General features: G+C 42.8%; 26 protein-coding genes. 9 read left to right on the top strand and 17 right to left on the bottom strand.

Annotation, left to right across the window (positions count from 1 at the left end; translation table 11 throughout):
- Nucleotides 1–60 precede the first annotated feature (60 nt).
- The 6 genes from A9267_RS18330 to A9267_RS18305 all read right to left on the bottom strand — a co-directional run bounded on the left by A9267_RS18330 (nucleotide 61) and on the right by A9267_RS18305 (nucleotide 5,039).
- Nucleotides 61–990 (bottom strand): heme ABC transporter ATP-binding protein, encoded by a 930-nt coding sequence (locus A9267_RS18330; protein ID WP_231919210.1) that lies wholly within the window; start codon nucleotides 988–990, stop codon nucleotides 61–63.
- A gap of 1 nt (nucleotide 991) precedes the next feature.
- The gene (locus A9267_RS18325; RefSeq protein ID WP_055025945.1) at nucleotides 992–2,008 is read right to left on the bottom strand and encodes a FecCD family ABC transporter permease; all 1,017 of its coding nucleotides are present in this window, start codon (nucleotides 2,006–2,008) and stop codon (nucleotides 992–994) included.
- Between the two features lie 59 nt (nucleotides 2,009–2,067).
- On the bottom strand, nucleotides 2,068–2,958 hold the full coding sequence (locus A9267_RS18320; RefSeq protein WP_055025946.1) for a heme/hemin ABC transporter substrate-binding protein: 891 nt from the start codon (nucleotides 2,956–2,958) through the stop codon (nucleotides 2,068–2,070).
- Between the two features lie 103 nt (nucleotides 2,959–3,061).
- Nucleotides 3,062–3,484, bottom strand: a complete 423-nt coding sequence (locus tag A9267_RS18315) for an ExbD/TolR family protein (protein WP_055025947.1) — start codon at nucleotides 3,482–3,484, stop codon at nucleotides 3,062–3,064.
- Nucleotides 3,484–4,254: a MotA/TolQ/ExbB proton channel family protein gene (locus tag A9267_RS18310; protein ID WP_065110229.1), complete on the bottom strand. Its 771-nt coding sequence runs from the start codon at nucleotides 4,252–4,254 to the stop codon at nucleotides 3,484–3,486. Before A9267_RS18310 ends, A9267_RS18315 begins: the two co-directional genes overlap by 1 nt.
- A gap of 20 nt (nucleotides 4,255–4,274) precedes the next feature.
- Nucleotides 4,275–5,039, bottom strand: coding sequence for an energy transducer TonB (locus A9267_RS18305; protein ID WP_065110228.1), 765 nt, complete (start codon nucleotides 5,037–5,039; stop codon nucleotides 4,275–4,277).
- 353 nt (nucleotides 5,040–5,392) lie between these two features.
- Between A9267_RS18305 and A9267_RS18300 the strand changes: the two genes are divergently transcribed.
- The 3 genes from A9267_RS18300 to hutZ all read left to right on the top strand — a co-directional run bounded on the left by A9267_RS18300 (nucleotide 5,393) and on the right by hutZ (nucleotide 8,718).
- The gene (locus tag A9267_RS18300; protein ID WP_065110227.1) at nucleotides 5,393–7,429 is read left to right on the top strand and encodes a TonB-dependent hemoglobin/transferrin/lactoferrin family receptor; all 2,037 of its coding nucleotides are present in this window, start codon (nucleotides 5,393–5,395) and stop codon (nucleotides 7,427–7,429) included.
- Between the two features lie 164 nt (nucleotides 7,430–7,593).
- Nucleotides 7,594–8,103, top strand: a complete 510-nt coding sequence (gene hutX / locus A9267_RS18295; protein WP_065110226.1) for a heme utilization cystosolic carrier protein HutX — start codon at nucleotides 7,594–7,596, stop codon at nucleotides 8,101–8,103.
- Nucleotides 8,104–8,175: 72 nt separating this feature from the next.
- Nucleotides 8,176–8,718 carry a heme utilization protein HutZ gene (gene hutZ / locus A9267_RS18290; protein ID WP_055025952.1) on the top strand — a complete coding sequence of 181 codons (543 nt, stop codon included), beginning with the start codon at nucleotides 8,176–8,178 and terminating at the stop codon, nucleotides 8,716–8,718.
- A gap of 320 nt (nucleotides 8,719–9,038) precedes the next feature.
- Here hutZ and A9267_RS18285 read toward each other — a convergent pair whose 3' ends face one another.
- Nucleotides 9,039–10,913, bottom strand: a complete 1,875-nt coding sequence (locus tag A9267_RS18285) for a methyl-accepting chemotaxis protein (RefSeq protein ID WP_065110225.1) — start codon at nucleotides 10,911–10,913, stop codon at nucleotides 9,039–9,041.
- 325 nt (nucleotides 10,914–11,238) lie between these two features.
- Between A9267_RS18285 and A9267_RS18280 the strand changes: the two genes are divergently transcribed.
- Nucleotides 11,239–11,772, top strand: coding sequence for a dihydrofolate reductase family protein (locus A9267_RS18280; protein ID WP_065110224.1), 534 nt, complete (start codon nucleotides 11,239–11,241; stop codon nucleotides 11,770–11,772).
- 28 nt (nucleotides 11,773–11,800) lie between these two features.
- On the opposite strand, the gene A9267_RS18275 is transcribed toward A9267_RS18280, so the two are convergent.
- Nucleotides 11,801–12,127, bottom strand: a complete 327-nt coding sequence (locus A9267_RS18275) for an ArsR/SmtB family transcription factor (RefSeq protein ID WP_065110223.1) — start codon at nucleotides 12,125–12,127, stop codon at nucleotides 11,801–11,803.
- 124 nt (nucleotides 12,128–12,251) lie between these two features.
- On the opposite strand from A9267_RS18275, the gene A9267_RS18270 reads away from it, so the two are divergent.
- On the top strand, nucleotides 12,252–13,178 hold the full coding sequence (locus tag A9267_RS18270; protein WP_065110222.1) for a permease: 927 nt from the start codon (nucleotides 12,252–12,254) through the stop codon (nucleotides 13,176–13,178).
- Between the two features lie 87 nt (nucleotides 13,179–13,265).
- On the opposite strand, the gene A9267_RS18265 is transcribed toward A9267_RS18270, so the two are convergent.
- Nucleotides 13,266–13,601: a hypothetical protein gene (locus A9267_RS18265; RefSeq protein WP_065110221.1), complete on the bottom strand. Its 336-nt coding sequence runs from the start codon at nucleotides 13,599–13,601 to the stop codon at nucleotides 13,266–13,268.
- 201 nt (nucleotides 13,602–13,802) lie between these two features.
- Between A9267_RS18265 and A9267_RS18260 the strand changes: the two genes are divergently transcribed.
- The 4 genes from A9267_RS18260 (at nucleotide 13,803) to hmpA (ending at nucleotide 17,396) form a co-directional block, all read left to right on the top strand.
- Nucleotides 13,803–14,684, top strand: a complete 882-nt coding sequence (locus A9267_RS18260; RefSeq protein WP_065110220.1) for a LysR family transcriptional regulator — start codon at nucleotides 13,803–13,805, stop codon at nucleotides 14,682–14,684.
- 33 nt (nucleotides 14,685–14,717) lie between these two features.
- Complete coding sequence (locus tag A9267_RS18255) at nucleotides 14,718–15,254, top strand: DUF2937 family protein (RefSeq protein WP_065110219.1); 537 nt, start codon at nucleotides 14,718–14,720, stop codon at nucleotides 15,252–15,254.
- A 183-nt stretch (nucleotides 15,255–15,437) separates the two neighbouring features.
- Entirely contained in the window at nucleotides 15,438–15,911 is a 474-nt protein-coding gene (locus A9267_RS18250; protein WP_055025960.1) for a peroxiredoxin, read from the top strand.
- Between the two features lie 291 nt (nucleotides 15,912–16,202).
- A complete protein-coding gene (hmpA, locus tag A9267_RS18245; RefSeq protein ID WP_055025961.1) occupies nucleotides 16,203–17,396 on the top strand; it encodes an NO-inducible flavohemoprotein in 1,194 nt (397 codons plus the stop codon).
- A gap of 97 nt (nucleotides 17,397–17,493) precedes the next feature.
- On the opposite strand, the gene envZ is transcribed toward hmpA, so the two are convergent.
- The 8 genes from envZ to A9267_RS18205 all read right to left on the bottom strand — a co-directional run bounded on the left by envZ (nucleotide 17,494) and on the right by A9267_RS18205 (nucleotide 25,826).
- Nucleotides 17,494–18,816: a two-component system sensor histidine kinase EnvZ gene (envZ, locus tag A9267_RS18240; protein WP_055025962.1), complete on the bottom strand. Its 1,323-nt coding sequence runs from the start codon at nucleotides 18,814–18,816 to the stop codon at nucleotides 17,494–17,496.
- A gap of 42 nt (nucleotides 18,817–18,858) precedes the next feature.
- Entirely contained in the window at nucleotides 18,859–19,584 is a 726-nt protein-coding gene (gene ompR, locus A9267_RS18235) for an osmolarity response regulator transcription factor OmpR (RefSeq protein WP_055025963.1), read from the bottom strand.
- A gap of 196 nt (nucleotides 19,585–19,780) precedes the next feature.
- On the bottom strand, nucleotides 19,781–20,563 hold the full coding sequence (locus tag A9267_RS18230) for a hypothetical protein (protein ID WP_065110218.1): 783 nt from the start codon (nucleotides 20,561–20,563) through the stop codon (nucleotides 19,781–19,783).
- A 179-nt stretch (nucleotides 20,564–20,742) separates the two neighbouring features.
- Entirely contained in the window at nucleotides 20,743–21,222 is a 480-nt protein-coding gene (greB, locus tag A9267_RS18225; RefSeq protein ID WP_055025965.1) for a transcription elongation factor GreB, read from the bottom strand.
- A gap of 98 nt (nucleotides 21,223–21,320) precedes the next feature.
- Complete coding sequence (locus tag A9267_RS18220; protein ID WP_065110217.1) at nucleotides 21,321–21,839, bottom strand: hypothetical protein; 519 nt, start codon at nucleotides 21,837–21,839, stop codon at nucleotides 21,321–21,323.
- 43 nt (nucleotides 21,840–21,882) lie between these two features.
- Complete coding sequence (locus A9267_RS18215; protein WP_065110216.1) at nucleotides 21,883–22,569, bottom strand: TorD/DmsD family molecular chaperone; 687 nt, start codon at nucleotides 22,567–22,569, stop codon at nucleotides 21,883–21,885.
- 50 nt (nucleotides 22,570–22,619) lie between these two features.
- Nucleotides 22,620–23,300, bottom strand: coding sequence for a DMSO/selenate family reductase complex B subunit (locus A9267_RS18210; protein WP_055025968.1), 681 nt, complete (start codon nucleotides 23,298–23,300; stop codon nucleotides 22,620–22,622).
- A 12-nt stretch (nucleotides 23,301–23,312) separates the two neighbouring features.
- The gene (locus tag A9267_RS18205; RefSeq protein WP_065110215.1) at nucleotides 23,313–25,826 is read right to left on the bottom strand and encodes a DMSO/selenate family reductase complex A subunit; all 2,514 of its coding nucleotides are present in this window, start codon (nucleotides 25,824–25,826) and stop codon (nucleotides 23,313–23,315) included.
- Between the last annotated feature and the right edge of the window lie 19 nt (nucleotides 25,827–25,845).

Here is a 25,845-nt window from a genome sequence, read left to right as displayed (position 1 = left end):
AAATGGCAGTGACCTCCTAGCAATGGCTAGGAGGTTGCGCGACATTTGAATTTCTGTAAATTAAAAAATAAGTGGAAGGTTGCTTTTAGGGTCGATAACTAAGGTGGGCTTGTAGTGCCAAACTTTTTCGATCACTTCAGCGGTCAGCGCTTCATAAGGTGCGCCATCACTGACCACTTCACCTTGTTCAAGTATCACTAACCTGTCGGCATAACGGCAAGCTTGATTGAGGTCATGTAATACCACAATAACGCAATAGTTTTGCTCACGAGCCAAGCTTTGAGCCAGTTCTAGGACGCGATGCTGTTGAGCTAAATCCAATGCGGATGTGGGCTCATCAAGAAACAAAATTGGGTGACTCGGTGCCTGAGCAAGTTGGGTTAACACTCGCGCTAATTGCACACGTTGTTTTTCACCACCTGAAAGCGTTGGATAGCTGCGATATTTCAATGCAGACAGTGCCACTTGTTCTAATTGTTTATCCACCAATTCAGCGCCTTGTTGCTGATTAAGGGTTAATGGGTATAACCCCATCTGCACCACTTCGTGGACTTTAAATGGAAACGTGAGTGACGCATGCTGTGGTAATACGGCAAGGGATTTCGCTAGCTCTGCACGATCCCACTTGGCGAGTGGTTTGTTTTGTAAAGTGATCTCACCAGAGGTTAATGCCACTTCTTGGCAAAGGCTTTTCAACAGCGTGGATTTACCCGCGCCATTAGGGCCAAGCAGCGCCGTCACTTGGCCGGGCATAATGTCTAGATTGATATCTGTTAACACGGCTTTTTTGCCAATATGAACAGATAAATCTCTGATATTAATAACCGATGGTGAGGCTTGCACCGCAGAGTGACTGAATGCATCGGGCTTTGACTTATGTTGAGTCAATGGCGTGTTGTTGGTATCAGCGCCAGCCAATTCTAATCCTGATAATGCAGGCGCAGATTTATGTGTTTTAAGCATGGATTTTAATTCTAGATTTCTCATCATATTACACCAACTTATTGCGCTGTTTGAGTAATAGAATAATAAAGAAAGGCGCACCTAACAGTGCCGTGACAAGGCCAACGGGTAGCTCAGATGGTGCAACAATAGAGCGTGCGCCTATGTCAGCAACCACCAATATTGCAGCACCTAACATCGCGCTTAAAGGCAATAATAAGCGGTGATCTGGCCCTATCATCATTCTCACTAAATGCGGAACAACAAGACCGATAAAGCCAATAATCCCCGTAGCTGCAACAGCAATACCGACGCCAATAGCACACAAAACAATTAACTTGAGTTTGAGCTTATCAACATCAAGGCCAAGGTGCCTTGCTTCTGCTTCGCCTAGCAGTAATGCATTTAATGCCTTAGCACTTTTATTAAATTGCCAACTGATTAAGGCTAGGGCGATTAAGCTCAGTACAACATAATGCCATTGTGCTCCCGCGACCGAGCCCATTTGCCATAAGGTTAAGTCACGTAATGCCATATCGTTGGCCATATAGGTCAGCACCCCGATACCAGCACCTGCAAGTGCGGCTACGGCAACACCTGAAAGCAGCAGTAGCACAACAGAGGTACCGCTTGGGCTCGATGCTAAACGGTATACAATCAAGGTGGTAATAAGCCCAGCGAAAAAGGCGCTAAAAGCCACAAGGTATTCGCCACCTTGGGGAAATAACACAATACAAATTGCTGCACCAAGTGCTGCTCCTGAGGACACACCAATAATGCCAGGATCCGCCAGCGGATTGCGGAATAACCCCTGCATGACAGCGCCGCACTGGGCTAATGTTGCGCCCACAGCTAGCGCTAAAAGAGTTCGGGGTAAACGGACGTTATTAATCACCAGTTGCTCGTGGGGAGCAACCGCAGCTAATTCTTGTCCAGTGGCCCAATTCACCATGGCATTGAAGCTGGTGGAAGGGCTAATTTGTAATGGTCCGATGCTGACAGACAACAGGCTTGTTATCACCAAAGCGGTGAGTAAACAGGGCCAAAGCCAACGTTGATTTTCCATGATAGTTCCTAGTGCGTGAATGCAGCACGTTTAATATTTGCTATAGCCGTTCAACAAACTTAGCGCTGTTGGATCTCAATAAAGTCACTGGCAAGCTGATCGGCAGCTTCCACAGCACTGATCCCCAATCCGCCGAGCAATGCTTTAGCTGACAAGTTTTTAATCAGCTTATGTTCGCCTGCTGGGGTATGAGCAAGTAATGGCATTTGGGCTAATAACGTTTCTGCAGGATCTTCTGCCACTTCTTCGCTGCGGTTTGAAATCAGAATGACATCAGGTTGCAGGGCTAAAATACCTTCTTGAGAAACGCTCTTATAACCTGAGAAACCCGCTATATTATTGCCGCCAGCAAGGTTAATAATGATATCTGCAGCAGTGTCGTCTCCGCCAACACGCGCTGGACGGTCAGGTTGTAGCAGTAGGAAAAGGACTTTAGGGGCATCACCTTGTTTGGCGATGGTGTGTTTTTTAGCATCAATTTCTGCAAAAGACTGTTGAATTTGCTCTGTGAGTGCTGCCGCTTGAGTTTCTCTTTCTAGTAGCTGCCCCATTTTTTCAACATTTTGCAGGAGTTGTTCTTTAGTATTGGCATTAGGTAGCGATACCACTTCAACATTGGCGCCAGCTAAAACCTCTAAGGTATTTTTAGGTCCCATAGCATCAGAGCCCAATAATAACGTTGGTGATAACGCTAAAATACCCTCGGCCGACAGCATTCTATGGTAGCCAAGTTTTGCAACCGAGGTGAGTTCTTCAGGGACTTGACTAGTAGAATCGACACCAACTAACTCGTTACTCCCCTCCAAGGCAATCACTAATTCAGTGATACCAGCACCTGCACTGACAACGCGTTGTTCAGCCATAGTTGCTGAGCTAAAAATAGCCCCAGAAAGTGCCATTAAGCTGGCGAATAAAAAGGTTTTAGATTGACGTGTTTGTTGCTTGAGCATAATTAAAACTCCGAATAAATATGATAAAGGCTCAAAAATTACTGTGGAAACCCTATGCGTTTCTTTTACTGTGAGTCGATTGTCAGTATTAGAAGCGCAGTCATTAGGGTTCCATTAAAATTTGGGTATTACTGATTTGCTGTCTTTGTAATAAAGCAAGTACGGTCATCAATGGTTGTACTGGCGCATTTTTATCTGCAGCAACCACCACATTGAGATCAGGTGAAGCATTAAACGCACTAATAAAGGCTGCTTCAAACTGGTCAAATTGGTCAAACGTTTGTCCGTCGAGTGCCCAATGTGGTGCTTCATCCATGATGTTGACTGAAAGGTGTTCTTCCTGAGATAAGCCCACCAATTCTGACTTGGTTTCAGTGGGGACATCCACTGGTAGCGTCAGTAACTGGGTATTGGCTGTCAGTAGCAAAAACACCAATACGATAAAGATGATGTCGATAAGCGGCGTAAGATCGATGCCAATGCTACTTTGAGCCGACGATCCTATGCCTTGTTCAGAGCCAATCATCAGTTTGACTCCGACAAGGTTGCTGCCATTGCTGGTGTCATGTTTGATGATGTCTGTTGCTGACTTGCGTGGGTATTACTGGCTTTAAGGCAAGGTGCATTTGCGCCGCAAGGGACTTCACAACCAATATTTAATGCTTGGTCGAAGCCTTCTAGCCATAAGTTAAGTTGGTTGAGAGCATGAGCCATTTTGTTGCAGCGTTTTTCAGCCCATAACCCAATCAAATGTGACATGGTGATGGCTGGCACGGCAATGATAAGACCTGCAGCTGTGGTATTCATTGCTAGTCCAAGTCCTGTTGCCAATTGTGATGGAGTGACGGGACCGTCTGAAATTCCCAGCTGGCTGAACATTTCAATAAGACCTAATACTGTGCCCAATAGGCCGAGTAACGGGGTGATGACACCAATAATATGTAATACTTTTAAGCCCGATTGCAGTTTTTCTTTTTGCTTGATTAGCCATAAATTTAAAATTTCTTCACGCATGGCTCTAGGATGGTCACCATGTGATAACAATAGCCCCGTTCCTTTAGCCAACATACTGCGGCCTTGGCTTAGTTGAGCAATTAATTGCTGACGCTGCTCTGTTGTCGCACTGCGAGTTTGTTTTCTCAGTTCTGTTAACCAAGCGTCACGTTTTAATAACTCATTGGTCATTAACGCAAGTCGTTCAAGAATGATAAGTGATGCTAAAAAAGCACAAATAAACAGTGGCCAAGTTAAGTAGCCTAATTGCTCTGAGAGCTGCAAATATAGTGGTTGAGACATGTTGGTTTCCTATCTTCAGATTAATTTAGCGCAAACTTCACCGGGACTCTTACTGTGTAAGCAAAAGCGGTTTGCGGTGAAGGTGCGGCAAATTTCCACTTTTCAACAGCATCAATCGCTGCTGCATCAAGTAGGCTATAACCTGAACTATTAACTAAAGTGAGCGAAAGTTGCTCACCAATTTGATTAAACATGACTTCCACTGTCGCTGTGCCCTCAAAGCCTCTTTTACGTGCTTTTCTTGGGTAATTAGGTTGTGATGGCGGCGCTGAAAATGTCGGTTTCTGTAACGCGACGGTTTGTTGAGTAACGCCTTGTTGGGCCTCCACTTGTTGCTGTTCATGGGTTGCACTTGCATCTGTGCTGGCAAGTTCGGTATCTGATATTTCGGTTTGAGGTTGCTCGGTCACAGGCGTTGGTGTGGGTTCAACGACTTCTTGCTCAATGACCTCTTCAACTTTTGCGATGACGTTATCGGGTGCTGGCTTTTTAGGATCGGTTTTGACGACTTTCTCAGGAATTGGCTTAGGTTCTGGTTTAACTTCTGGCTTCGGCTCTGGTTTAATTTCTGGCTTAAGCTCTGGAAGCACTTCTTCAATGGTTTGCTCAGTGCTTTGAGCTTGTGCACTGGCTTGCATTGCCACCATGACACTAACAGCTTGATTTGACCCCATTGCAGACCCTGCCGCGAGCTGAATTTCAGGTTCAGTATTTTGAGAGGCGAGAACGCCTCCTTGGATTAAAACGGTTAAACATCCAAAAGCAAAATATCGTCTAGGTGTCATGATCTATATTCTTCTACAACAGCATTCGGTTAGATATTGACCATTTTTAAGAAAAGCAATCAGTTAGCTGAAAATCTTTACAATCTTTACAAAGCTAATAATTACAATCACTTAATAATAGTAAGTATCAAGATATCGCTAAACATACAACATAAGTAATGAGATCGCAAATGATAATGATTTTCATTTGATCTATGTTTTGTTCTCAGGTAAAGTGCGGCAATTAGTTAGGCGGTAATAATACTTTGTGATTAGTTTTTTGAATGAATCATTAGCTTTTTCACTGACACAAAGTGGTCATTACTTCTCTCGAACTAAGCCGAATTTTGTATTTATACTTTGAGGATTTAATCATGACCAAGAAGCCACTCGTAGTAGCAATGGCAATGGTTTTCAGTACAACCGCATATGCACAAGAAAGCAAAACAGTCACCGAGTTTGATGAAGTTTTAGTCACAGCAACGCGTATCAGTGAAAAAGTCTCTGATACTAGCCGAAGCGTGACAGTGATCAGCGAAGAAAAAATGCAAGAGTCACAACCTTCATCGGTTGCAGATGCACTGAAAAACGAAGCTAACGTGAGTGTGACTAATGGTCCTCGTGCTTCGTCTCAAGGTGTTGAAATCCGTGGTCTAAGTGGACAGCGAGTACTACAAACTATTGATGGCGCGCGTCAAAACACCAATTCTGGTCACCGTGGCACCTATTTCATGGACCCTGAGCTACTAAGCTCAATCGAAGTTGTGCGTGGCCCTGCAAGTAGCTTATGGGGCAGTGGTGCGATTGGTGGTGTGGTTGCACAAAATACCAAATCAGCCCAAGACTTTTTAGATGAAGGCGATACCTTTGGTGGCTACATTAAACAAGGTTTTGAAACGAACGGCGACAAGATCAAAACCAGCGGTACTTTATATGGTTTAGCTGACAATATTGATTGGTTATTAAGTGGTAGCTACCACGATAGCAACAATATCAAGATTGGTAACGACCAAACCCTTGAAAACAGTGCTTCAGAAGCAACGAGCGGTTTAGCTAAATTAGGTTGGGAACCAACTGACGATCAGCGTCTACAGTTTTCTGCACGTTTTTCAGATACTGATGAGTTAGTACCAAGTAATCCAGCGACTAACGTGGGCAGCTCAGTACCATTAGTTCAACGCAATACGACAGATCAAAACGTGACGTTAGATTACAGCTTAAATCCAACAGATAACCCATTGTTGGATTTAAACGCGACGCTATATTGGAATAGCACTAATTACGACGAAGATCGTGTGACGAAAGACCAAGTTGATAGCACGGAATACGACACCATAGGTTTTAGCCTTAATAACAGCTCTACCTTTGGCAATACTGTGCTGACATATGGTGTGGATGGTTACAAAGACACCATTAATACTGTACGTGACGATAATGGCCAAGCCGGTGAACGTCCTGATGATATCGACGGTGAGTCTACGGTTTGGGGGGCTTTCACTAAAGCCGATATTAGCCTAACCGATACCTTGGCACTGGATGCTGCAGTACGTTACGACACCTTCAAAAATGAAAGTAACAACTTAAACCAATCATCTGACGACAATGCGTTTACGCCATCTGTTGGCTTAGTGTGGAAGACGACTGATTGGTTAACCTTAAGTGCACGTTACGACGAAGCATTCCGTGCACCAAGCATGGAAGAAATGTACTCAACAGGGACACATTACTGTATTCCTTCTATCCCAGGTTTCTTGCCAGATGGCTTATGTAACACTTTCGAGATTAATCCAGATCTGAAAGCTGAAAAAGCGCAAAACAAAGAGATCAAAGCCGACATGCGTTTTGCTGATTTAGCGGGCGATGATGAGTTAGTGGTGACCTTAAGTGCATTCAGAAACGATGTTGATGATTTCATTGAACAGTCTGTATCTAACCCACTTTATGGGATTCCAGGACTTGAGCAAACGACCTCTTGGGATAATGTCGACGAAGCTAAATTAACCGGTTTTGAGTTCACCACTCGCTACCGTTATAAGCAAACTCGTTTGACCTTCAACTATGGTCAAACTGAAGGTAAAGATAAAGAGTCAGATGAGTATCTATCTAATATCCCAGCTAAGAAAATGGGCTTAGATTTATCGCAATCCATTATGGAAGGCGATATGAAGTTTGGTACTCGTTTTACGTATGTTGCTGAGCAAGATCAGTTACCAACTGACAACCTAGAGCAATATGACTCGTACAAATTGTGGGATGTTTACGTAGCTTGGGAACCAGCAATGGGGACATTCGAAGGCTTGCGTGTAGATTTTGCAGTAGAAAATATCGGTGATGAGGAATATCGCCAAGCGTGGCAAACCTTGTATGAGCAAGGCAGGAATTTCAAATTGTCAGCGCGTTACTCGTTTTAATTCTTTTACCCTGTAAACGAATTAATTAGACCGAGCTGAGAGAGCAATAGTGTGGATAACACTTGCTCTCTTATCTGGAAAGCCTCTCAAAGGTAAAAGCTTGAGCGGCTTTTTCAGGATTTAAGATTCGTATATTAGGGTTATTAAATATTTGGAGATATTCCATGGCTGTATCAGTAGAACAAATCAAGCAATACCTCGCCGACAACCCAGCAGCGATGCCTGGACAAGTTGCAGCTGAGTTAGCAATCACAGAGTTAGAAGTTGTTAAAGCACTGCCTTCAGAGCAGTTGGCTTTATTACCACTGACAGAAAAAGATAACTTACTGGCTTCACTACCAGAGTGGGGCAATATGACCACGATTGTGTCTGCATCAGGTAGCATTTTTGAATTTAAGGGTAGCTTCCCTAAGGGTAAGTACGCTCATGGTTACTACAACTTAATCACCAAAGGTGAAGGTTTACATGGCCACTTAAAGCTGGATGATATCAGTGCAATTGCCCTGATCAGCAAGCCGTTCAGAGGCACTGAAAGCCACTCAATTAACTTCTTCGGCGCACAAGGTGAAGTGGTCTTTAAAGTGTATTTAGGCAGAGACAAAAAGCGCGTGTTATTAAGTGAACAGGTTGCGCGTTTTCAGGCGCTTAAAGATAGCGTGAACATTGCAGCTTAGTTGTTGATGACAACGTTTTTGATGACTGCTTGTCATCGCTGCTGAATAGAAAATAAAGAAAAGGAATGTGTGATGTCGACAGAAAAAGAGCAACGCTTACGAGAGAAACTTCTTCCAGAAATTGAAGAATTCAAAGCGCAACGTTCAACCTTACAATTGGCAACGCAAGATGCTGATGGTGTACCTAACGCCAGTTATGCTCCATTTGCATTGGCCGATGATGGTTTTTATATTTTGGTCAGCGAGTTAGCACGCCACGGCACTAACTTAAAAGCCTCTAATAAACTGTCTGTCATGCTAGTTGCTGATGAGTCTGAGTCGAAAAGTGTGTTTGCTCGTAAGCGTTTAACCTTTGATGCGACAGCTGAAATTGTTGCCCGTGATAGTGAAACATTCACTAAAGGTGTGGCGGCATTGTCGGCACGTTTTGGCGAAATGATTGACAATCTAGCAGGATTAACTGACTTCAATCTATTTAAACTAAATCCGCATCATGGCTTATACGTTAAAGGGTTTGGCCAAGCATTTAGCTTGTCAGGTGCAGAGTTACTTGATGTAGATTGGAAGCGTGATGGTCATCATGGCACCCCAAAAGAGCCTGCTGAAAAAGCGTAATCAGAATTCAGTTAGCCTAGGTTAACTGAGTTTTATGCTACTTTCTCTACATGGGGCTTGTAATGTTTTTGCAATATATTTGTAATGATTTAGTACTAGTTAAGTGCATTTCTAGATGTTACGATATTTGCCATGACAAGTGAGTGTGCTACTGCATTATTGTGGTTTTACTTAAACAAATACAATAACTTCAACCCCAAAAGATGATATTGTTTTAATAAGATTTGTTGCTCACTTTAATGGCAAAAAGCCCAAGTTTACTTAATGTAAACTTGGGCTTTTCCTTATTGAGGCCTTGGCCAAAAATTGTCGATTTTTGCTTATAAAATAAAAGTGGCCACTAAGTCATTAAGTGCCTTTGCTTGCCCTTTTAATTGCTGCGCTTCTTGATGGGCTGTGACGGATGCTTGTGCAATTTCATCCGTGACGTCTTTAATTGCCACTGTATTTTGCGTGATCTCATTTGTCACTTGGGTTTGTTCTTCTGCCGCGGTAGCAATTTGACTGGCCATATCTGAAATTAATGCTGCTGCTTGGGTAATTTCTTCAATGGCTTTATTCGCTTCATTGGCATCTTCGACACTGTTAGTCGCGAGTGCTTGGCTGCTTTGCATTAGCTCAACAGCATTTGATGTGGTGGTTTGTAGCGTTTCAATCGTTTCATAGATTTCTTGGGCTGAATCTTGAGTACGACGAGAAAGTACACGTACTTCATCTGCAACAACGGCAAACCCACGTCCTTGCTCACCAGCTCTTGCTGCTTCAATGGCTGCGTTTAGTGCTAATAAATTGGTTTGTTCAGCAATTCCCTGAATCGTCGATAAGATGCTGGAAATAGCATTAGCATGACGGCTCAATTCACTAATCACATCCGTTGCTTGGGTGACTTCATTGGCCAATAAATGAATTGATTGACGAGTATTATCCACTAAGCTTTGGCCTTGTAAGCTGCTACTACTGGATTGTTGCGCTGCGGTAGCGGTATTTTCTGCACTGGATGCAATTTCATGTGTCGCACTGGCCATTTGAGTTACCGCAGTGGCGACCATAGTGACTTCTTGCTGCTGGGTTTGAATTTCTTTTTCAGCATGACGACTGTTCACTAAGCTATTATCAGCATTTTGATCAAGTTGGTGTGCCACTTGTCTTATTTGACTAATGAGTAAGTGCTGGCTGCTAACAAAACGATTAAAGCTATCTGCTAACACTCCCACTTCATCTTTAGACTCAACGTCAATACGCTGGGTTAAGTCACCGTTTCCATCAGCGATTTTAAACAGTGCATTTGAGACACGACCGAGAGGGAGAAGTAACTTAGTCATTAACCATGAAATCACTGCCATACTTGCTAAAAGCACTAATGCAGCTAGTCCAAGTTGTTTGACAAGTAGGCTCGCTAGAGGGGCTTCAAGCGTTGCTTGATCAAGTAGAACAATCAGTTCCCAATCCGTTTGAGGAATATCCTCAACCCAGACTAATTTGTCACGGCCTTCAAGCTCAAAATGGATTGGAATTAATTGATCACTGCGGCGCTGTTGCTGCAATACATTGAGATCCAGTTGGTTATCAATATCGCGAATATGTCCCATTGCTTTTGATGCATCTTTATAAGCGATAACCGTACCATCTTTATGCATCATGATAGCGAAGCCATTAGAAGGCAAGGTCATACGGTTAACATCATCGACTAAGTCGTTAATATTCACATCGCTGGCAATGACGCCATTATGGATTTTTTCAGCAAGGGTAATCACGACTTTTTTAGTCGGGAAGTCTATATAAGGTTTGGTAAGAATCATCGTTTGGCTGGTCATTGCTTGCTGATACCAAGGACGAGTACGAGGATCATAACCTGTATTATCAATGCTAGTGTCAGCATCGATCATCTCACCGGTATCTTTACCAAAGTATGTGGACTCGAAGCGACCTGAATCTAATGCTTGTTGCAAAACATGAATGTCGTCGCCTTGGTTAATCCGTGGTTTGAGCGCATTCAGAATATCTTTTTTAGATGATAACCAATCACTAATTCTTTCAGTTTGTTGGCTGCTGAGTCGCTGAACCTGCTCTAGATTTGAGGTTAACAACATGGTTTTTTGGCTGGAATAACTTTGCCAAGACAATAGGGCAATGACGACTGATAAGGCGATTAATACCGGAAAGATAATTTTCAATTTTAACGAATTAGATTTCATATAAACCAGTGTGACCTTGCTATTGAAAGGGGGGAAGTATTTAGCAACCAATGCTTGCCCAAATAGGGCTATTTTTCAGCGGCGGATAATGTCATAAGTGGTCGTTTTTTCATAGCAAATTGCTGATTAAATCGGCAAGCAAAACACCTTGATAACGAAACCAGAACAGACGATATACAAGCTTGCTTTATTGCAATAAAAATTCATCCTTGTTCAAAATGCTATAGCTTGAAAGTAATAAAGCGACGTAGATTTGAGCTTTCTTAAACTCATCATTTGCTGAATAAGTTTGCTACACTCATGTGAATATTATCGAGGTGACACAATGGCAAATATCGTATTTATTGCAACGAGTTTAGATGGCTATATTGCCGATAAAAATAACAACATTGATTGGCTTCATGAAACGCCTAATCCAGAAGGGTCGGACATGGGGTTTAGCGAGTTTATGGCACGCATTGATGGCTTGGTCATGGGACGAAACACCTTCGAAAAAGTATTGAGCTTTGATTGTGATTGGCCTTATACCAAACCCGTATTCGTGTTGAGTCGCACCTTATCAGAAGTCCCGAGTGAATTGACAAATAAGGTGTCTTTAGTGAAAGGCGATCTTGCGCAAGTGGTCGCTGAGCTTAACGCCAAGGGATTTAATGACTTATATATTGATGGTGGTGTGACAATTCAACAATTTTTGCAGTATGACATGATTGATGAGTTAATCATTACCACTATACCGACGCTGCTTGGTGGTGGTATTCCATTATTCGGTGATTTAGCTGAACCACTTAAATTTACGCATATAAGCAGTCAACAACATCTTGGCTGCTTAGTGACCAATCAATTTAAACGAGTTCGATAGGTGTATTTTGATTGTACGTTTGTGTTGATTATCCGTTTGTTTTGCCTATAACGGGCTTTTCACCGCAAGTTTGATCGGCGCAGCATTCATTTTGTAAAAAGACGATGACAGACTCTAATTGGGTAAATTCGGCAACGCAAAATAAGGTGCGCCCTTCACGTCGCTGAGAAATCAGCCCCGCAGAGGCTAAACTGGCAATATGGTGTGAAAGGGTTGAACCTGGAATACCGAGACTTTCTTGTAAACTGCCCACTGCAATACCTTGAAACCCTGCTCGTATCACTTTGTTATATATGGTTAACCTTGTTGGATGACCTAATTCTTTTAGTGTTTTCGCAACCGTATCGATTTCCATTGTTTAGTTCCTTAGGAGCGGTATAACAAAAATATATTTCGATAATACTAGAAATATATTGATCTATCTAGTGAGATCGCTTACATTTCGATTATTCTAGAAATATAGATATAAGGTTTACACTATGTTCGACTTCAATTCAGTTGATAGCACTATGATTAAAGAAACACTCGACATGTTTGTGTTCTTAGCCGTTGAGTTAACGATTCTGTTTATTGCTATTAGTTATTTAGTGGGCGTATTACAGCAATACATTCCACCAGAAAAAATTCAGCGGATTCTGAGCAGTAAAAATGGCCGAGGTTATGTGGTAGCAGGATTGTTAGGGGCCATTACTCCATTTTGTTCTTGTTCAACTATTCCGTTTTTAAAAGGATTACTGCGTGCTAAAGCAGGCTTTGGCACCATGATGGTATTTTTATTTGCAAGCCCACTGCTAAATCCAATCATTATTGGTTTATTTGCAGTGACATTTGGTTTGAAAGTCACACTGTTTTATTTTGTGATGGCAATGGGCGTGTCTGTCATTGCTGGTTTTACCCTTGAAAAACTTGGGTTTGAAAAGTATGTCAAACCTGAAGCCTATATTGCACCTGAGTCAAAAGGTTGTGGGAGTGGTTGTGGGGCTAAATCTGTACCTGTAAGCAAGTGGCGCAAGATTTGGAACAGCACATGGGCTGACTTTAAAACGGTTTTACCTTACCTGTTAGGCGGTATTGCCATTGGCTCATTAATTTACGGATTTATGCCGACAGAGTTTGTTGCAAGTATCGCTAGTGAAGATAATCCATTAGCCATTCCTGTGGCAGCAGTTATCGGTATTCCGTTATACATTCGAGCAGAAGCGGTGATCCCATTAAGTGCAGCACTTGCAGCAAAAGGAATGGGATTAGGTGCGGTAATGGCGCTAATTATAGGCAGTGCAGGTGCGAGCTTAACTGAAGTGATTTTGCTTAAGTCGATATTTAAAAACCAAATGATTGCGGCATTTCTGTTTGTCATTATTTCAATGGCGATCAGTGCAGGGTTTTTATATCAATTCATTTTCTAAGGGCAGGTGCCTCATTCACGATGGGTAAATAGGGTTTTACCCATCGTTTTACATGATGTTAGTAACCACAATCACTGTTAAACTAGATTACTCTTGTTCGGAGCAGGCGGTAAATTTTTCAGCTGATACGCCGAGTTTTTCCGAAAAATTAGATACCAAACAAGCCGTGGTTTTCTCATCATCTTCCTCTAGCATATGTTTCTCAACACATGCCCGCATCACTTCGCGAAATACCGATTCTACTTTTGCTTCTGATTGATTTACACAGCTGGCCATTTTGGTAAATTCATCATCCGCTTTCATTTGATTCACGGACATTTGAATCACCATATCTAATTGTTCAGCGGTGAGCTCTTCTGAGAGGGGGGAGCTTGCCATTGTAGATGATGACAGTAACAGAGTGACAATAATCGCGGCTTTCATGTATTAATCCTTTAATGTAATGTCCATATTGATCGCTAATGCTATAGCGCTAACTACACAGTATAGCCTAATAACATAAGCGTTATTACTAGCTGATTTTAATGGGCTTGCTACAATCGTAGACATTCACCAAGCCGTTATTAATGGCTATCACAATTTGTAAACGGTATCTGCCATTCGGTTAATCTTGCTGGAGACGACATGCTGACACGTTCAGATGATTTAGAAATATTACTTACTGTTGTCGATAGTGGCGGTTTTTCAGCTACGGCAGAGCACTTGGATATTCAAGTGGCACGAGTATCACGTTCTGTTAGTCGAATAGAGCAACAACTTGGTGTGACGATATTAAACCGCACCACTCGACGAGTTGATTTAACCGATGAAGGTCGTCAGTTTGTTGAGTCTATTCGCAATGGGCTGCAATGCCTTAATCAAGCAGAACATGACTTGATTTGCCGTGGCGATCTACCCAAAGGACGATTGCGAGTTAACGCAGCTAGTCCATTTGTATTTCATCAATTAATCCCATTAATTCATGAATTCAAAGAGGCATATCCAGATATTGAATTAGAAATCACCTCTAACGAGGGTTATGTCGACTTATTAGAAAAGCACACGGATGTCGCTATTCGTATTGGTGAACTTGCTGATTCTACTTTGCATGCCCGCTTATTGGGTCACAGTATGTTGTACGTAGTGGCGACACCTGAATACTTGCAAAAGCGTGATATTCCAAAGCAGGTTTGTGAGTTAAATTATCATAATTTAATCGGTTTTAGTGAGCCTAAAGTGCTGAATCAATGGCCGCTAAAGGGCGGGTACACAGCTGTGCCTGCGATGACATGTAATAGTGGAGAAACCATTCGACAATTGGTGTTAGCCGGCCATGGCATTGGCTGTTTATCTGGGTTTATGGTGAACAAAGATATTGAGGAAGGGCGGTTGGTGACCTTGCTTGAGTCTGAAAAACTGGTCAATGCTGGCTGTCGTCAGGTCAATGCTGTGTATTATAAATCATCTTCTGTGGCGAAACGCATTTCTGCTTTCATTGACTTTATCCAACCTAAATTAACGTTATAAGCCAAGCCATTCACACTTTTTAAAGGCATTTACATGAAATCGATAATGGATTATTTGCGGCTCATTTTGTTTGTTAGTGGCGTACTGCTTGGGGTGCAAGTGCCTGCTTTTGTCGATCAGTACGGTCAACGTTTACAAGCGCATACTCAAGAAGCCAAATTAAGTCTGGATCAATTTCAGCGAGATGCTGATCGGTTTTTTGCGGGTGATATCCAACGGCTTATTCAGCATTATCAACAAAACCCTGATCAAGTTGTCAATGCCGGCGGAGACAGCATTGAAGCCATTTATCAGCGGTATCAATTACTCAATGACGCCTTAAATCAATTTAACCAAACCGCTTACAGCGGTTTTGAACAAGTGGCTTTCGAGCCATTAGAGGATATTCGCCAAGAGGTTTGGCAAAATTTTAGCCATACCATTATGTTGGACACCAGAGCGATTACTATAGGCTTAGTCATTGGCTTTATATTATCCCTAGCGTGTGAATTATGTCTTGTGGGCTGCGGTAAAGGATGCCGACATGCGTATCGGGCGATGAAACCTAAAGCTAAGATGAATACTGAGTAATAAAGAGCCACGAGAAGTTAAGTGAAGCATAGCGAGCATACCAGAATAGTAGCGAGTGCTTTAGTGGCTACATTCACGTTTATTGGATAAATTAACCATACAATTCTTCGGTGTTTGTTTGAAGGATTTCGTTTTATGCTAGTCATTATGTTAATCATCATTTCACTTGATTAAGGATATCCCATGATAGAACAAGGACACACATTACCTGCAGGCATCTTATCTGAGTTAACACCAGACGGAATGCTCAATCACAATGTGAGTGATTTTTTTGCTGATAAGAAAGTGGTGTTGTTTGCAGTACCTGGTGCATTTACGCCAACTTGCTCAGAATCCCATTTACCGGGTTTTGTGATTTATGCCGATCAGCTTAAAGCCAAAGGAGTTGATGTCATTGCCTGTGTTTCAGTGAATGATGCCTTTGTAATGAAAGCATGGGGAGAGGCGCAAAATGCTTCAGAGCTGACCATGCTTGCTGATGGTGATGCGAGTTTCACTAAGGCACTAGGCTTAGATATGGATACTGCTGGGTTTGGTGGCATTCGTTCGCAACGTTATGCCATGGTTGTTGATAATGGTGTTGTGACGACCTTGAATGTGGAAGCGCCGAAATCTTTTGAAGTCAGTACTGCAGAAGCGATATTAGCGGTTTTGTAAATATTACGAGAGAGATTAGCTTTTAAAGGCGACTGATATAGTCGCCTTTTTTATTCAAATTTAACCCACCTTATCCAAGAGTTGCGTCGTAAACGTATAACTGTATTGATTTATTTTTAGGGTCATCACTGATTCTTGATCTTGGTGCAATCGAGTCAACTCTTTCAGCTACCAGTATGATATTTACGAACAAGATAAATTCAAATTAATCTGAAATACATTGATCTAAGTCAAATACATGTTTAGTATTCTTTTAAAACATGCATTTTAAATACATATTAGAGGTTGTTTATGTTAGATCAGCATACCAAAGACGTTGTTAAGAGCACGATTCCGTTATTAGAAGCAGCAGGCCCAGCGCTAACCACACACTTTTATCAACGTATGTTTGAACATAATCCTGAGTTAAAAGATGTATTTAACTTGGCTCATCAACACACTGGCGGTCAGCCAGTTGCCTTATTTAATGCCGTGGCAGCCTATGCCAAAAACATAGATAACTTAGAAGCACTTGGCGCTGCCGTTGAGCGTATAGCCCATAAACACACTGGTTTCTTAATCAAGCCAGAGCAGTATGCCATTGTTGGTGGTCACCTACTTGCGACCCTTAAAGAACTTGGCGGTGATGCAGTAACCGAAGAAGTATTGACGGCATGGGGCAATGCTTATGGTTTTTTAGCGGATATTTTTATCAATCGTGAAGCGCAGCTTTATCAGCAAACCGCTGCCAAAACGGGTGGATGGGAAGGTAAGCGCCGTTTTGTTGTTAAGGCTAAAACAGTAGAGTCTTCAGTGATTACTTCATTTTTATTAACGCCTGAGGACGGTGGATCGGTTGTCGATTTTACGCCTGGACAGTACTTAAGCGTGTCGCTTGAGCATGAACAGCTTGAGTTTACTGAAATTCGTCAATACTCATTATCGGATGCGCCAAACGGGAGTAGCTACCGCATTAGCGTGAAGCGTGAAGCGGAAGGTAAAGCTTCAAATTTACTGCATGATCATTATCATGTTGGTGATGTGATTGAGCTTATAGCCCCAGCTGGTGATTTTGTACTTTCTGCACAAGCTGATACGCCAGTGGTATTACTGTCTGCTGGAGTGGGGGTGACACCAATGAAGAGTATGCTTAATCAGTTATTGTCTCAATCTCACCAAGCAGATATTACGTGGGTTCATGCCTGTGAAGACGGTGCGCAGCATGGCTTTAAAGATGCGATAAAAGCTAAGCGCAATGCCAATACTCACCTTGAAAGTTATGTGTGGTATCGTCAACCGTTAGCGACAGATTTACCCGCTGAAGACTTTGATTTTGAAGGGACAGTTGCACTGGAAAATATCGCTGAGCGTATTGTGCCAAATGCACAGTATTATTTCTGTGGCCCTATTGGGTTTATGAAGGCGATTAAGCAGCAGTTACTCGCGCTTAATGTGCCAGAGTCGCAAATTCATTACGAAGTGTTTGGCCCACATTCAGACTTATAAACAGAGTAATAACCAATCTGAAAAAGCGACTCACTATTTACGCTATAGCAGTCGCTTTTTGGTATCAAACTTTGGGCAGTCAACAAGCTCAATAGCATTAACTATTATCTATTGGCAACCATACTTGTGCTTTTAAGCCGCCTTCTGGACGATTACTCAATTCAATTTTTCCGTGGTGGCGGTCAATAATCCGTTTTACTATCGCTAAACCTAGGCCAGAGCCCACTGAGCCACGGGCGCTGTCGCCTTGGGTGAATGGTTGAAATAGTTCATCGATTTTAGCTTCGTTAATGCCAGGGCCATTGTCTTCGACAATAAAGCTGACGTATTTGGGCTTATGTTTAGAGCTGATTTTTATCCAGCCGCCGCCATAGCGAAAGCCATTTTCGACTAAATTACTCAGTACTCGTTTAATAGCGATACTTTGAAAAGGCACCAATGGACAATCTTGTAAATCTAACTCGATTTCACCATCACGATTCACCTCTTGCTGGCTAATTTCTTGGATTAAGCGATTAATCTGATTCGGTTCGCGCACGCTTTCTTGATCATGACGAACATAAGCAATAAATTGCTTAATGATGTCATCCATATCCTCGATATCATTAATAATACCTTCTTGAAGATACTTGTCCTCATCGACCATCATCTCTGAGGCAAGACGAATGCGTGTCAGCGGGGTGCGTAAATCGTGCGAGATCCCTGCCATCAACAAGGCTCTGTCTTGCTCCAATTGCTTCATGCTATGAGACATTTGGTTAAAGGCGTGGGTCACTTCAACGATTTCAGATGAGCCGCTTAATGGTAAAGGTTTTGGAAACTCACCTTTGGAAACTGTCACCGCTGCTTGTTGTAGGCGTTTTAACGGTCGATTTAATCGCCTCGCAAATATCCATCCTCCAGCGACACTTAATGCACCAATCACTAATAAGTATAGAGTCAGGGGTGAGAGATCATTTTCATTGAGGCCAGTAAGCGGCACTTTTATCCACAAGGTGGGTGCTTGTGGTGGTCGGATCCAAACTTGTAATTGCGTTCCTTGGGAAAAGCGAACTTCAGCCTCGCCACCTAAGTATTGCGACATTTGCTCAGACAAGAAGCCATAATACGTTGCACTATCAAGCCCTGCTTTGATGGCATCTTGTTGATTGTAGATTTTCATTTCATCGTGGCGTACTTTTGCATTGAGGGCGTCGACCATGGTGAGGTGTTCACGGCTAATCGTAACGCCATCGATGAACAACAAATTAATCTGACGGGCAATCAGTTGGTTAATTTGTTCGTAGCTAGGTTTGATGAAATATACAGTGACAGATAAGTAAGACACTAGCTGATTGATAAGCAGCAAGCTGCCAATCAAGAGAACGGTTTGACTGAAAGAGTTGCGTGGCAGAAAACGCTGCCACCACTTCAGTTTAATTGCCGTTGGCTGGCTAATGGATTTACTCTGGCTAATGGGGAGTTACCCTCTTGCGGTGCCATCAGGCACAAACACATAACCCAAGCCCCACACAGTTTGAATATAGCGTGGATTAGCCGCGTCGACTTCAATTAAGCGACGTAATCTTGAGACTTGAACGTCAATGGAGCGCTCGAGTGCTGAGTAATCACGGCCTCGAGCAAGGTTCATCAGTTTGTCACGAGATAATGGCTCTCTTGGATGTGATACCAATACTTTAAGCACAGCAAACTCACCCGAAGTCAGTGCAATACTCTTATCGTCGTGGAACATTTCACGAGTGGCAAGGTTCAATGAAAAATCACCAAAGCTGATGACTTCTTCTTGCTGAGCTGGTGCACCAGGTACTTCCGTGGTTTGACGGCGCATAACGGCTTTAATACGGGCAAGTAATTCACGAGGATTAAATGGTTTTGGTAGATAATCATCTGCGCCTAACTCTAAACCAATAATGCGGTCTACTTCATCGCCTTTGGCTGTTAGCATCACAATAGGGATAGGGTTTTCTTGCTGACGTAAGCGTCGGCAGATAGAGAGTCCATCTTCACCCGGAAGCATTAAATCAAGCACTAAAAGGTGAAAGTTTTCACGTTCTAATAAACGATCCATTTGTTCAGCATTGGCAGCGCTTCGCACTTGATACCCTTGCTCAAGTAAATAGCGTTCCAATAATGATCTGAGTCGCATGTCATCATCGACAACGAGAATTTTAGATGTTTCCTGGCCCATGAAATATCCTTTAGTCTAAATTTCGGCGCTAAATACCATTAATCAGTTCAATATAGCGAGTTTATTAGAGTGCAAACAAGAGGTGTTACTGTCGATTATGGCAGAACAAGGATAATATGACTAATAATGATAATTAAGTCTATGAAATTATTTATAAATAATGAAGTGGATTTGATTTTTTGAAATTGTAACTAAATCAGTTTTTGCGCATTAATCGTGAAAAAGTATCTATGATGCCATCTTCGTTGTGATCCAGTAGAAAGATTAATTGGTCATCATGTAATTTGACATTAAAAGCCGCTGAGGCGATTTCTCCATAACGACTAAAGCCTGTTTGTTGATTGTCGTCATATTGAGTTTGAAAATACACTTCCCCAGAGTCTGATTGGTGCTGATATTGGCCCCACTCCATCCCTGTCAGTTCGTCATCATGTTCAAAGTTGATTTGCAGTTGCACATAAAGGCCGTTTTCTAGCATTAGCACTGCATAAAGGTCGTCATAGTCTTGGTTGTACCAATAGCCTTCAATTTCTCTTGGTTCTAATTGTTGGTACTCAATCACGTTATCAATTGAGTTATCACCTAAGGTGTCCATGTTTAATTGTAAGCGAGAGGCATCACTGTTGAGGTACACATGGCTTTGATTTCGTTGGGTGAGTAAGGTGATAAAGCCTTTGGTTGGATTATTGCTAAATGTCGGATTAAAGCTGATAGAAAGCGGCAATTCAGAAAACGCTTTCGTGTTAGACAAATTAAAGTAACCCCATTCGGCAAAACTGTTATCTGGCGCCTGCAGGTCTAGACCAATCTGTAAGTAACTGTGGTCATCGTTGATTTGTAAAATTTCAATGTGATCGGTTTGTTGACTTAGCCAGTTACCCACAATATGAGACGGCGGCGAGGCGTTGGCCACCCCACAAAAAATGAGCAATATACAGACGATGCTCTTGTTAAATCGCACTAACCATTGCCCATACATAAAAGCTCCATTTTTATGCCACTCAAAAAACAATAGAGATAAAAAACAGGATCTCAAGTTTAGTAGATGAGCGCTATTGCGCAAACTTATGCCAGCTAAATCGACTCAAAGTCTTATTAATCTTGGTGGATGCGCCTAAATGGGGCTTTGTTCTATTTCTTTATGGTTATTAGCTCTACCTATAAAGCTGTATAAGATATTTTGTTGATATACCAATCTTGTGGGCCTGTTGGTGTTGGAACGACAGCGTCGTCGTCGACTTCTTTTTTCAGTAAGGCGCGTGCCATGGGGGAGTCAATTGAGATATAGCCTTTGGCATCGCCGTAGATTTCGTCGGGGCCGACAATTCTAAAAGTGAGTAGTTTGCCGTCATCGTTTTCAATTTCAACCCAGGCTCCAAAGAAGACTTTTCCTTCTTGTTCGGGGGCATATTCGACGACTTTTAACGTTTCGATACGTTTACGTAAAAAACGAACTCGGCCATCTATTTGGCGAAGCAGGCGTTTATTTTCTTTGTAATCTGCATTTTCACTGCGATCGCCAAGGCTGGCTGCCCAGGTAACTTTTTTGGTGATCTCTGGGCGGTATTCTCGCCACAGGTAATTCAGTTCTTTTTTGAGTTTGGTCATCCCTTCAGGGGTGATGAGGTTGGTTTTCACTTGGGTGTGTACTCAATCTGATGGTGAGTTATTGCTTATGAGTGAAATTACCTAAAAGGAATGCCGTTGTCGACACTTAAGTCGATACGAGTCAGTTGTTAGCTGCCCATATTGCGGCTTTGACTACGACGTTGTTGACGCAGTTGTGCTAACTGATCCATTGCAGAGATGACTTTTTGACTTTGATGACATATCACCGCGAGTCTAGTATCAGTGCCTTGAGCTTGTTGGTTGTTTTGCAAAGCATCGTTGTCGGGGTGTGATTTGGCGGCTAATTCGTCAGCTTGTTTGAGACACTGCTTGGCGTAGTGCTCTGTAATTTGAATGATTAAGGCTTCTGCTTGAGTCAGGTTGTTACTGTTGATTTCTTTGACAAATAACAGCAAAAAACAGTCGAATAATGCGCTAAACACTGCTGGGGTATCGAACTTAGCTTGTTCGCAAGAGATACGACGAGATGGGTCGATTAATGCGGCGACTAGATTAGCAGTGGTCGTGGCATTCGTTGCGCCTGCAAAAAGGCTGTTAACGTAGGTATCTTGCTGCCAGAATGCGACCAGTTGATGCGACCACTCGGCCTTATCCCACTGTGCGCCCATTGCGTGAATGACTGACATAACAACTCCTACGAAAACAACATGACATGAGTGTAAAACGCGTTTATCTGAATAGCTTTCTTGGCATTGGTATAACCTTAAATGCGTCAGTAAGCTCAGCTAAATAGTCATTAGCCAATAACGCAATGGCCAGATAAAAATCTGTCTCTGCATTGGTTTTCGCTAAGGCTAAACAGCGACCCGCCCAAGGTAGCATGTGTTGCTGTAACAACACCTGAATAAACTGGGTTAATTGCTGCTCATCGACATCAGATTCAGGATTGGTTTTAGCCTCAACGAGTTGGGCAAAACTTGAATCTAATACGCTAAAGAACAAGCCAATATGATCAACGGGTTGTGGCATCTCAAGTTCGAAACTCACGCCGTACTGCTTGTAAAAATCAATTAATGCGATAGTTGATGCATCAAAATGTACTTGATCTTCACCTAAGTAAGCAGAACCTTGTGGTATCGCTTTAGGTTCACCTGGACCAAAAAATAGCTGACCATAGTCAACTTTTAAGTCCATTAGGTGCTCAGATTCATCCCATTGATTGAGGTACGCTGTTAGAGCGTCACGTCCTTGTTGATTGTCACTGCGATTGGCAAATTCAGGCCAAGTAGCAGCAACGTCATTGTCTTTGAAGTTTGCAATAAGCTCTGCTTCAGGATAATGACAAAAAAGGTTATGCAGAATACGGGCTACGGCTTGGTATTCACATAACTGTTCAACTGACTGTTCAATACTCATGTTACTTTTCCTCAAAAAGGGCAGTGGTCAATGACCACTGCCAGATCTGATTAGACTTCTTTCGGGTTCAAGATATTACCCGCACCGCCACCTGCTGGTTGACCATTGCGATTCGCTTTGATGATCAAGTTCGGGGTAGTGATTGATGGGTTTGGTAATGGTGCAATATGACCGTCACCTGAACCATACTTAGCTTGAATGTTTTCTGTTGTATCAAAGTCTAGTGCACGTAATGGGCAAGACTCAACACACACTGGCTTACGGCCTTCAGCTAAACGGTCATAACAACCGTCACACTTGGTCATCACTTTACGTTCTTGATCAAGTTGTGGCGCATCGTATGGACAAGCACGAGAACAGCTTTCACATGCAATACATAGCTCTTCTGCTACAAGCACTAAACCGTCTTCACGACGTTTGTGCATCGCACCAGTAGGACAAGCTTTAACACAAACAGGCTCGCTACAGTGGTTACAACCTACAGACATGTAGTAAGCAAATACGTCTTGCTCAAAAGTACCTGTTGCAGGGTCAACATTCCATGTACCGCCACCGTATTCGTAAACACGACGCCAGTTAACGCCGTTTAGGCTTGGCACGCCATTTTCAACTGGCTTAGTGGCATTACGGATTTGCTCGCCTTGTCTGTCTTTACAAGAGATATGGCAGGCTTTACACCCTGTACATTTAGTCGAATCGACATAAAAACTATATTGGATAGCATCGCTCATTGTAGCGCTCCCTTATAAAACTTTACGAATTTGAACACGGTTAGTGTGTTGTGGATTACCTTTAGCCACTGGGCTAGGCATGTATTTGGTTAGCGAGTTAATTGCGCCACCAATATCAACCACTTTACCTGTTGAGCCAGTACGGCCGTTTGGATCTGGTAAGAACCAAGCACCTTGACCAAGAGCTACAACACCCGGTACAACACGAGGAGTAACACGTACTACAACTTCAATTGAACCACGATCGTTATACATTTCTACTTTGTCGCCAGAAGCAACGCCGTATTGTTGTGCATCAATAGCGTTCATCCATACTGCATCTTCAACTGCTTCACGTAACCAAGGTACGTTATGGTAGCTAGAGTGAGTACGACCTTTAGTGTGATAGCCCGCTAATTGCAGTGGGTAATCTTCTTTAGTGTCTTCATCTTCATAACCGTCCCACGTTACTGTGTACTGAGGGATAGCAGTGATGGTGTCGCCTTTAACTTTGTTTTGTTCCCAGTTAGCCGCGCGCCATGCAAGTTCTGCAGAATGAATTTCGATTTTTCCTGATGGCGTACCTAGTGCTTCACCGCCGTTAACAAAACCTTGTAGTGCAACGTTGCGGTTTTCCATGTTCTTACGGAAGAAACCAATCTCTTGTGCTTCTTTGTAAGTTGACGGGAACGCAGGGCTCACACCTAAGTTTTTGCTGTTTTCACGGGTTTGTTGGTATAGCTCTTCTAGCCATTCGTCTTCAGTTTTACCTTCGGTAAACTCAGCGCCAACACCCATTTTTTCAGCGATTAATGCTGATACTTGGTACATAGACTTACAGTCCCAGATTGGGTCTACTGCAGCTTTCATTGCTGTGATGTAACCCATTGCACCTGAAGCGTAAGAATCATCAACTAAGTCGTTAGATTCTAACCAAGAGGTATCAGGAATGATGATGTCGGCAAATTTTGCGCCTGGTGTCATCCAACAATCACAAGAAACAATCAGCTCAACGCCGCTTTCATCTTTTAAGATTTCTGCAGTGCCGTTGATGTCAGCATGCTGGTTTAATAGCGAGCTGTCCGATGCTGAAATGATCACTTTGATGTTAGTGCCAAGTGGCGTATCTAAATCATCAGTACCCGTAATACCGTGGGTACGTGCCGTCATGGTTTCGCCATTGTGAATCGCTTCTGACCAAGTGAAGAAAGAGATTTTTTCTTTCACTGGGTTAGTGCCTGTTGGGATAGAACCACGGAACATGTTAGTCATGTTGGGTAGCTCACCGTTTGATGAACCTTCACGACCTAATTTACCGGCTAATACACCTAGCATGTAGATAGCACGAACGGTTTGCTCACCGTTAGCTTGACGGTTAACACCAGCGCCAGCAATGATGTATGGCTTTTCAGATCCCATTAAGTCATCAGCGACTTTCTTGATGTTAGCTTCAGAAATACCAGTGATTTTTGCTGCCCACTCAGGAGTGCGGGCTTCACGGTCAGCGAACTTGCCTTGGCCCATGATGTAATCGTGGTAGTTTTCTTCTGAATCCATCGCAGCAGCGTATTCGATTTTCTTCGCATCGCCACTGTTTAAGAAGATTTGCTTTTGTGCTTCAATTGACGCTGCGTCGTAACCGACACTGTTCTTGTTGATGAAGTCGATGGAGTTTGCATCAACCCAGCCTGAGCTGATCATCAAGTAAGCAATTGCTTCTGCTAATGCAGCATCCGTACCTGGACGGATTGGTAACCAAGATGATTCTTTACCCGTCATTGAGTCAGTGTAACGCGGGTCAATCATGGTGACTTTAAGGCCATTTGCACGTTGCAATGCCTGTAAGTAGTCATAACCTTCGCCAGAGCCTGATTGGCGAATTTCGCTTGGGTTGTAAGCAAAACCCAGTAAAAAGTCACTGCTTTCTAATGTGACAGTTGCTGAACCTGATGTACTGCCAGTACCAAAAGTATGTGCAGCGGCTTCAATCTGTTGTGCCCAAGAATAGTTACCGTAGTATTGCAAACAACCACCAACTAGGTTGAATAAACGGTTAAAACATCCGTTAGATGCAAAACCGTAGTAAGCGCCAGAACCATAGCTTCTGAAAATCGCTTTGTTACCGTGCTCAGCGATCACTGAGTTTAGTTTGCTACCAATCGTTTCTGCAGCTTCATCCCAAGTGATTGGAACAAATTTGCCTTCGCCACGCTCACCAACACGTTTCATTGGTGATTTTAAACGGTCTAATGCGTATGTACGTTGACGTAGTGAGCGGCCACGGGCACAAGCACGAACTTGGTGCATACCGTAAACATCTTCTACTTCATGGTCAGTTTCAACGCGGGTGATCATCCCGTCGCGACTGTACACTTTAACTGGGCAGTTTGAGCCACAGTTAACTAAACATGCAGACCAAGTTAGTGTTTCATCAACAGGTGGTTGCGGCGGTAGTGGCTCAGCATCTTTTGAGCTTGAATTACAGCCCGTTACTGTTGCAGCACAACCCAATGCAGCACTCATTTTTAAGAAACTTCTGCGTTCCATTATTATTTCCTCTTACTAA

Origin of the sequence: Shewanella sp. UCD-FRSSP16_17 (assembly GCF_001675935.1) — a bacterium.
GTDB classification, from domain to species: domain Bacteria; phylum Pseudomonadota; class Gammaproteobacteria; order Enterobacterales; family Shewanellaceae; genus Shewanella; species Shewanella japonica.
This window is presented reverse-complemented; position numbering and strand designations above follow the sequence as displayed.

Bases quoted from the DNA above. Each gene is read 5' to 3' on its own strand.
- A9267_RS18210 (WP_055025968.1), bottom strand. From the start codon at position 23,300: ATGAGCGATGCTATCCAATATAGTTTTTATGTCGATTCGACTAAATGT.
- A9267_RS18310 (WP_065110229.1), bottom strand. From the start codon at position 4,254: ATGTCTCAACCACTATATTTGCAGCTCTCAGAGCAATTAGGCTACTTA.
- A9267_RS18260 (WP_065110220.1), top strand. From the start codon at position 13,803: ATGCTGACACGTTCAGATGATTTAGAAATATTACTTACTGTTGTCGAT.
- hmpA (WP_055025961.1), top strand. From the start codon at position 16,203: ATGTTAGATCAGCATACCAAAGACGTTGTTAAGAGCACGATTCCGTTA.
- hutZ (WP_055025952.1), top strand. From the start codon at position 8,176: ATGTCGACAGAAAAAGAGCAACGCTTACGAGAGAAACTTCTTCCAGAA.
- A9267_RS18270 (WP_065110222.1), top strand. From the start codon at position 12,252: ATGTTCGACTTCAATTCAGTTGATAGCACTATGATTAAAGAAACACTC.
- A9267_RS18285 (WP_065110225.1), bottom strand. From the start codon at position 10,913: ATGAAATCTAATTCGTTAAAATTGAAAATTATCTTTCCGGTATTAATC.
- A9267_RS18275 (WP_065110223.1), bottom strand. From the start codon at position 12,127: ATGGAAATCGATACGGTTGCGAAAACACTAAAAGAATTAGGTCATCCA.
- A9267_RS18215 (WP_065110216.1), bottom strand. From the start codon at position 22,569: ATGAGTATTGAACAGTCAGTTGAACAGTTATGTGAATACCAAGCCGTA.
- A9267_RS18265 (WP_065110221.1), bottom strand. From the start codon at position 13,601: ATGAAAGCCGCGATTATTGTCACTCTGTTACTGTCATCATCTACAATG.
- ompR (WP_055025963.1), bottom strand. From the start codon at position 19,584: ATGGGCCAGGAAACATCTAAAATTCTCGTTGTCGATGATGACATGCGA.
- A9267_RS18320 (WP_055025946.1), bottom strand. From the start codon at position 2,958: ATGCTCAAGCAACAAACACGTCAATCTAAAACCTTTTTATTCGCCAGC.
- A9267_RS18300 (WP_065110227.1), top strand. From the start codon at position 5,393: ATGACCAAGAAGCCACTCGTAGTAGCAATGGCAATGGTTTTCAGTACA.
- A9267_RS18230 (WP_065110218.1), bottom strand. From the start codon at position 20,563: ATGTATGGGCAATGGTTAGTGCGATTTAACAAGAGCATCGTCTGTATA.
- A9267_RS18205 (WP_065110215.1), bottom strand. From the start codon at position 25,826: ATGGAACGCAGAAGTTTCTTAAAAATGAGTGCTGCATTGGGTTGTGCT.
- A9267_RS18280 (WP_065110224.1), top strand. From the start codon at position 11,239: ATGGCAAATATCGTATTTATTGCAACGAGTTTAGATGGCTATATTGCC.
- A9267_RS18330 (WP_231919210.1), bottom strand. From the start codon at position 990: ATGATGAGAAATCTAGAATTAAAATCCATGCTTAAAACACATAAATCT.
- A9267_RS18255 (WP_065110219.1), top strand. From the start codon at position 14,718: ATGAAATCGATAATGGATTATTTGCGGCTCATTTTGTTTGTTAGTGGC.
- A9267_RS18315 (WP_055025947.1), bottom strand. From the start codon at position 3,484: ATGATTGGCTCTGAACAAGGCATAGGATCGTCGGCTCAAAGTAGCATT.
- A9267_RS18305 (WP_065110228.1), bottom strand. From the start codon at position 5,039: ATGACACCTAGACGATATTTTGCTTTTGGATGTTTAACCGTTTTAATC.
- A9267_RS18220 (WP_065110217.1), bottom strand. From the start codon at position 21,839: ATGTCAGTCATTCACGCAATGGGCGCACAGTGGGATAAGGCCGAGTGG.
- hutX (WP_065110226.1), top strand. From the start codon at position 7,594: ATGGCTGTATCAGTAGAACAAATCAAGCAATACCTCGCCGACAACCCA.
- A9267_RS18250 (WP_055025960.1), top strand. From the start codon at position 15,438: ATGATAGAACAAGGACACACATTACCTGCAGGCATCTTATCTGAGTTA.
- A9267_RS18325 (WP_055025945.1), bottom strand. From the start codon at position 2,008: ATGGAAAATCAACGTTGGCTTTGGCCCTGTTTACTCACCGCTTTGGTG.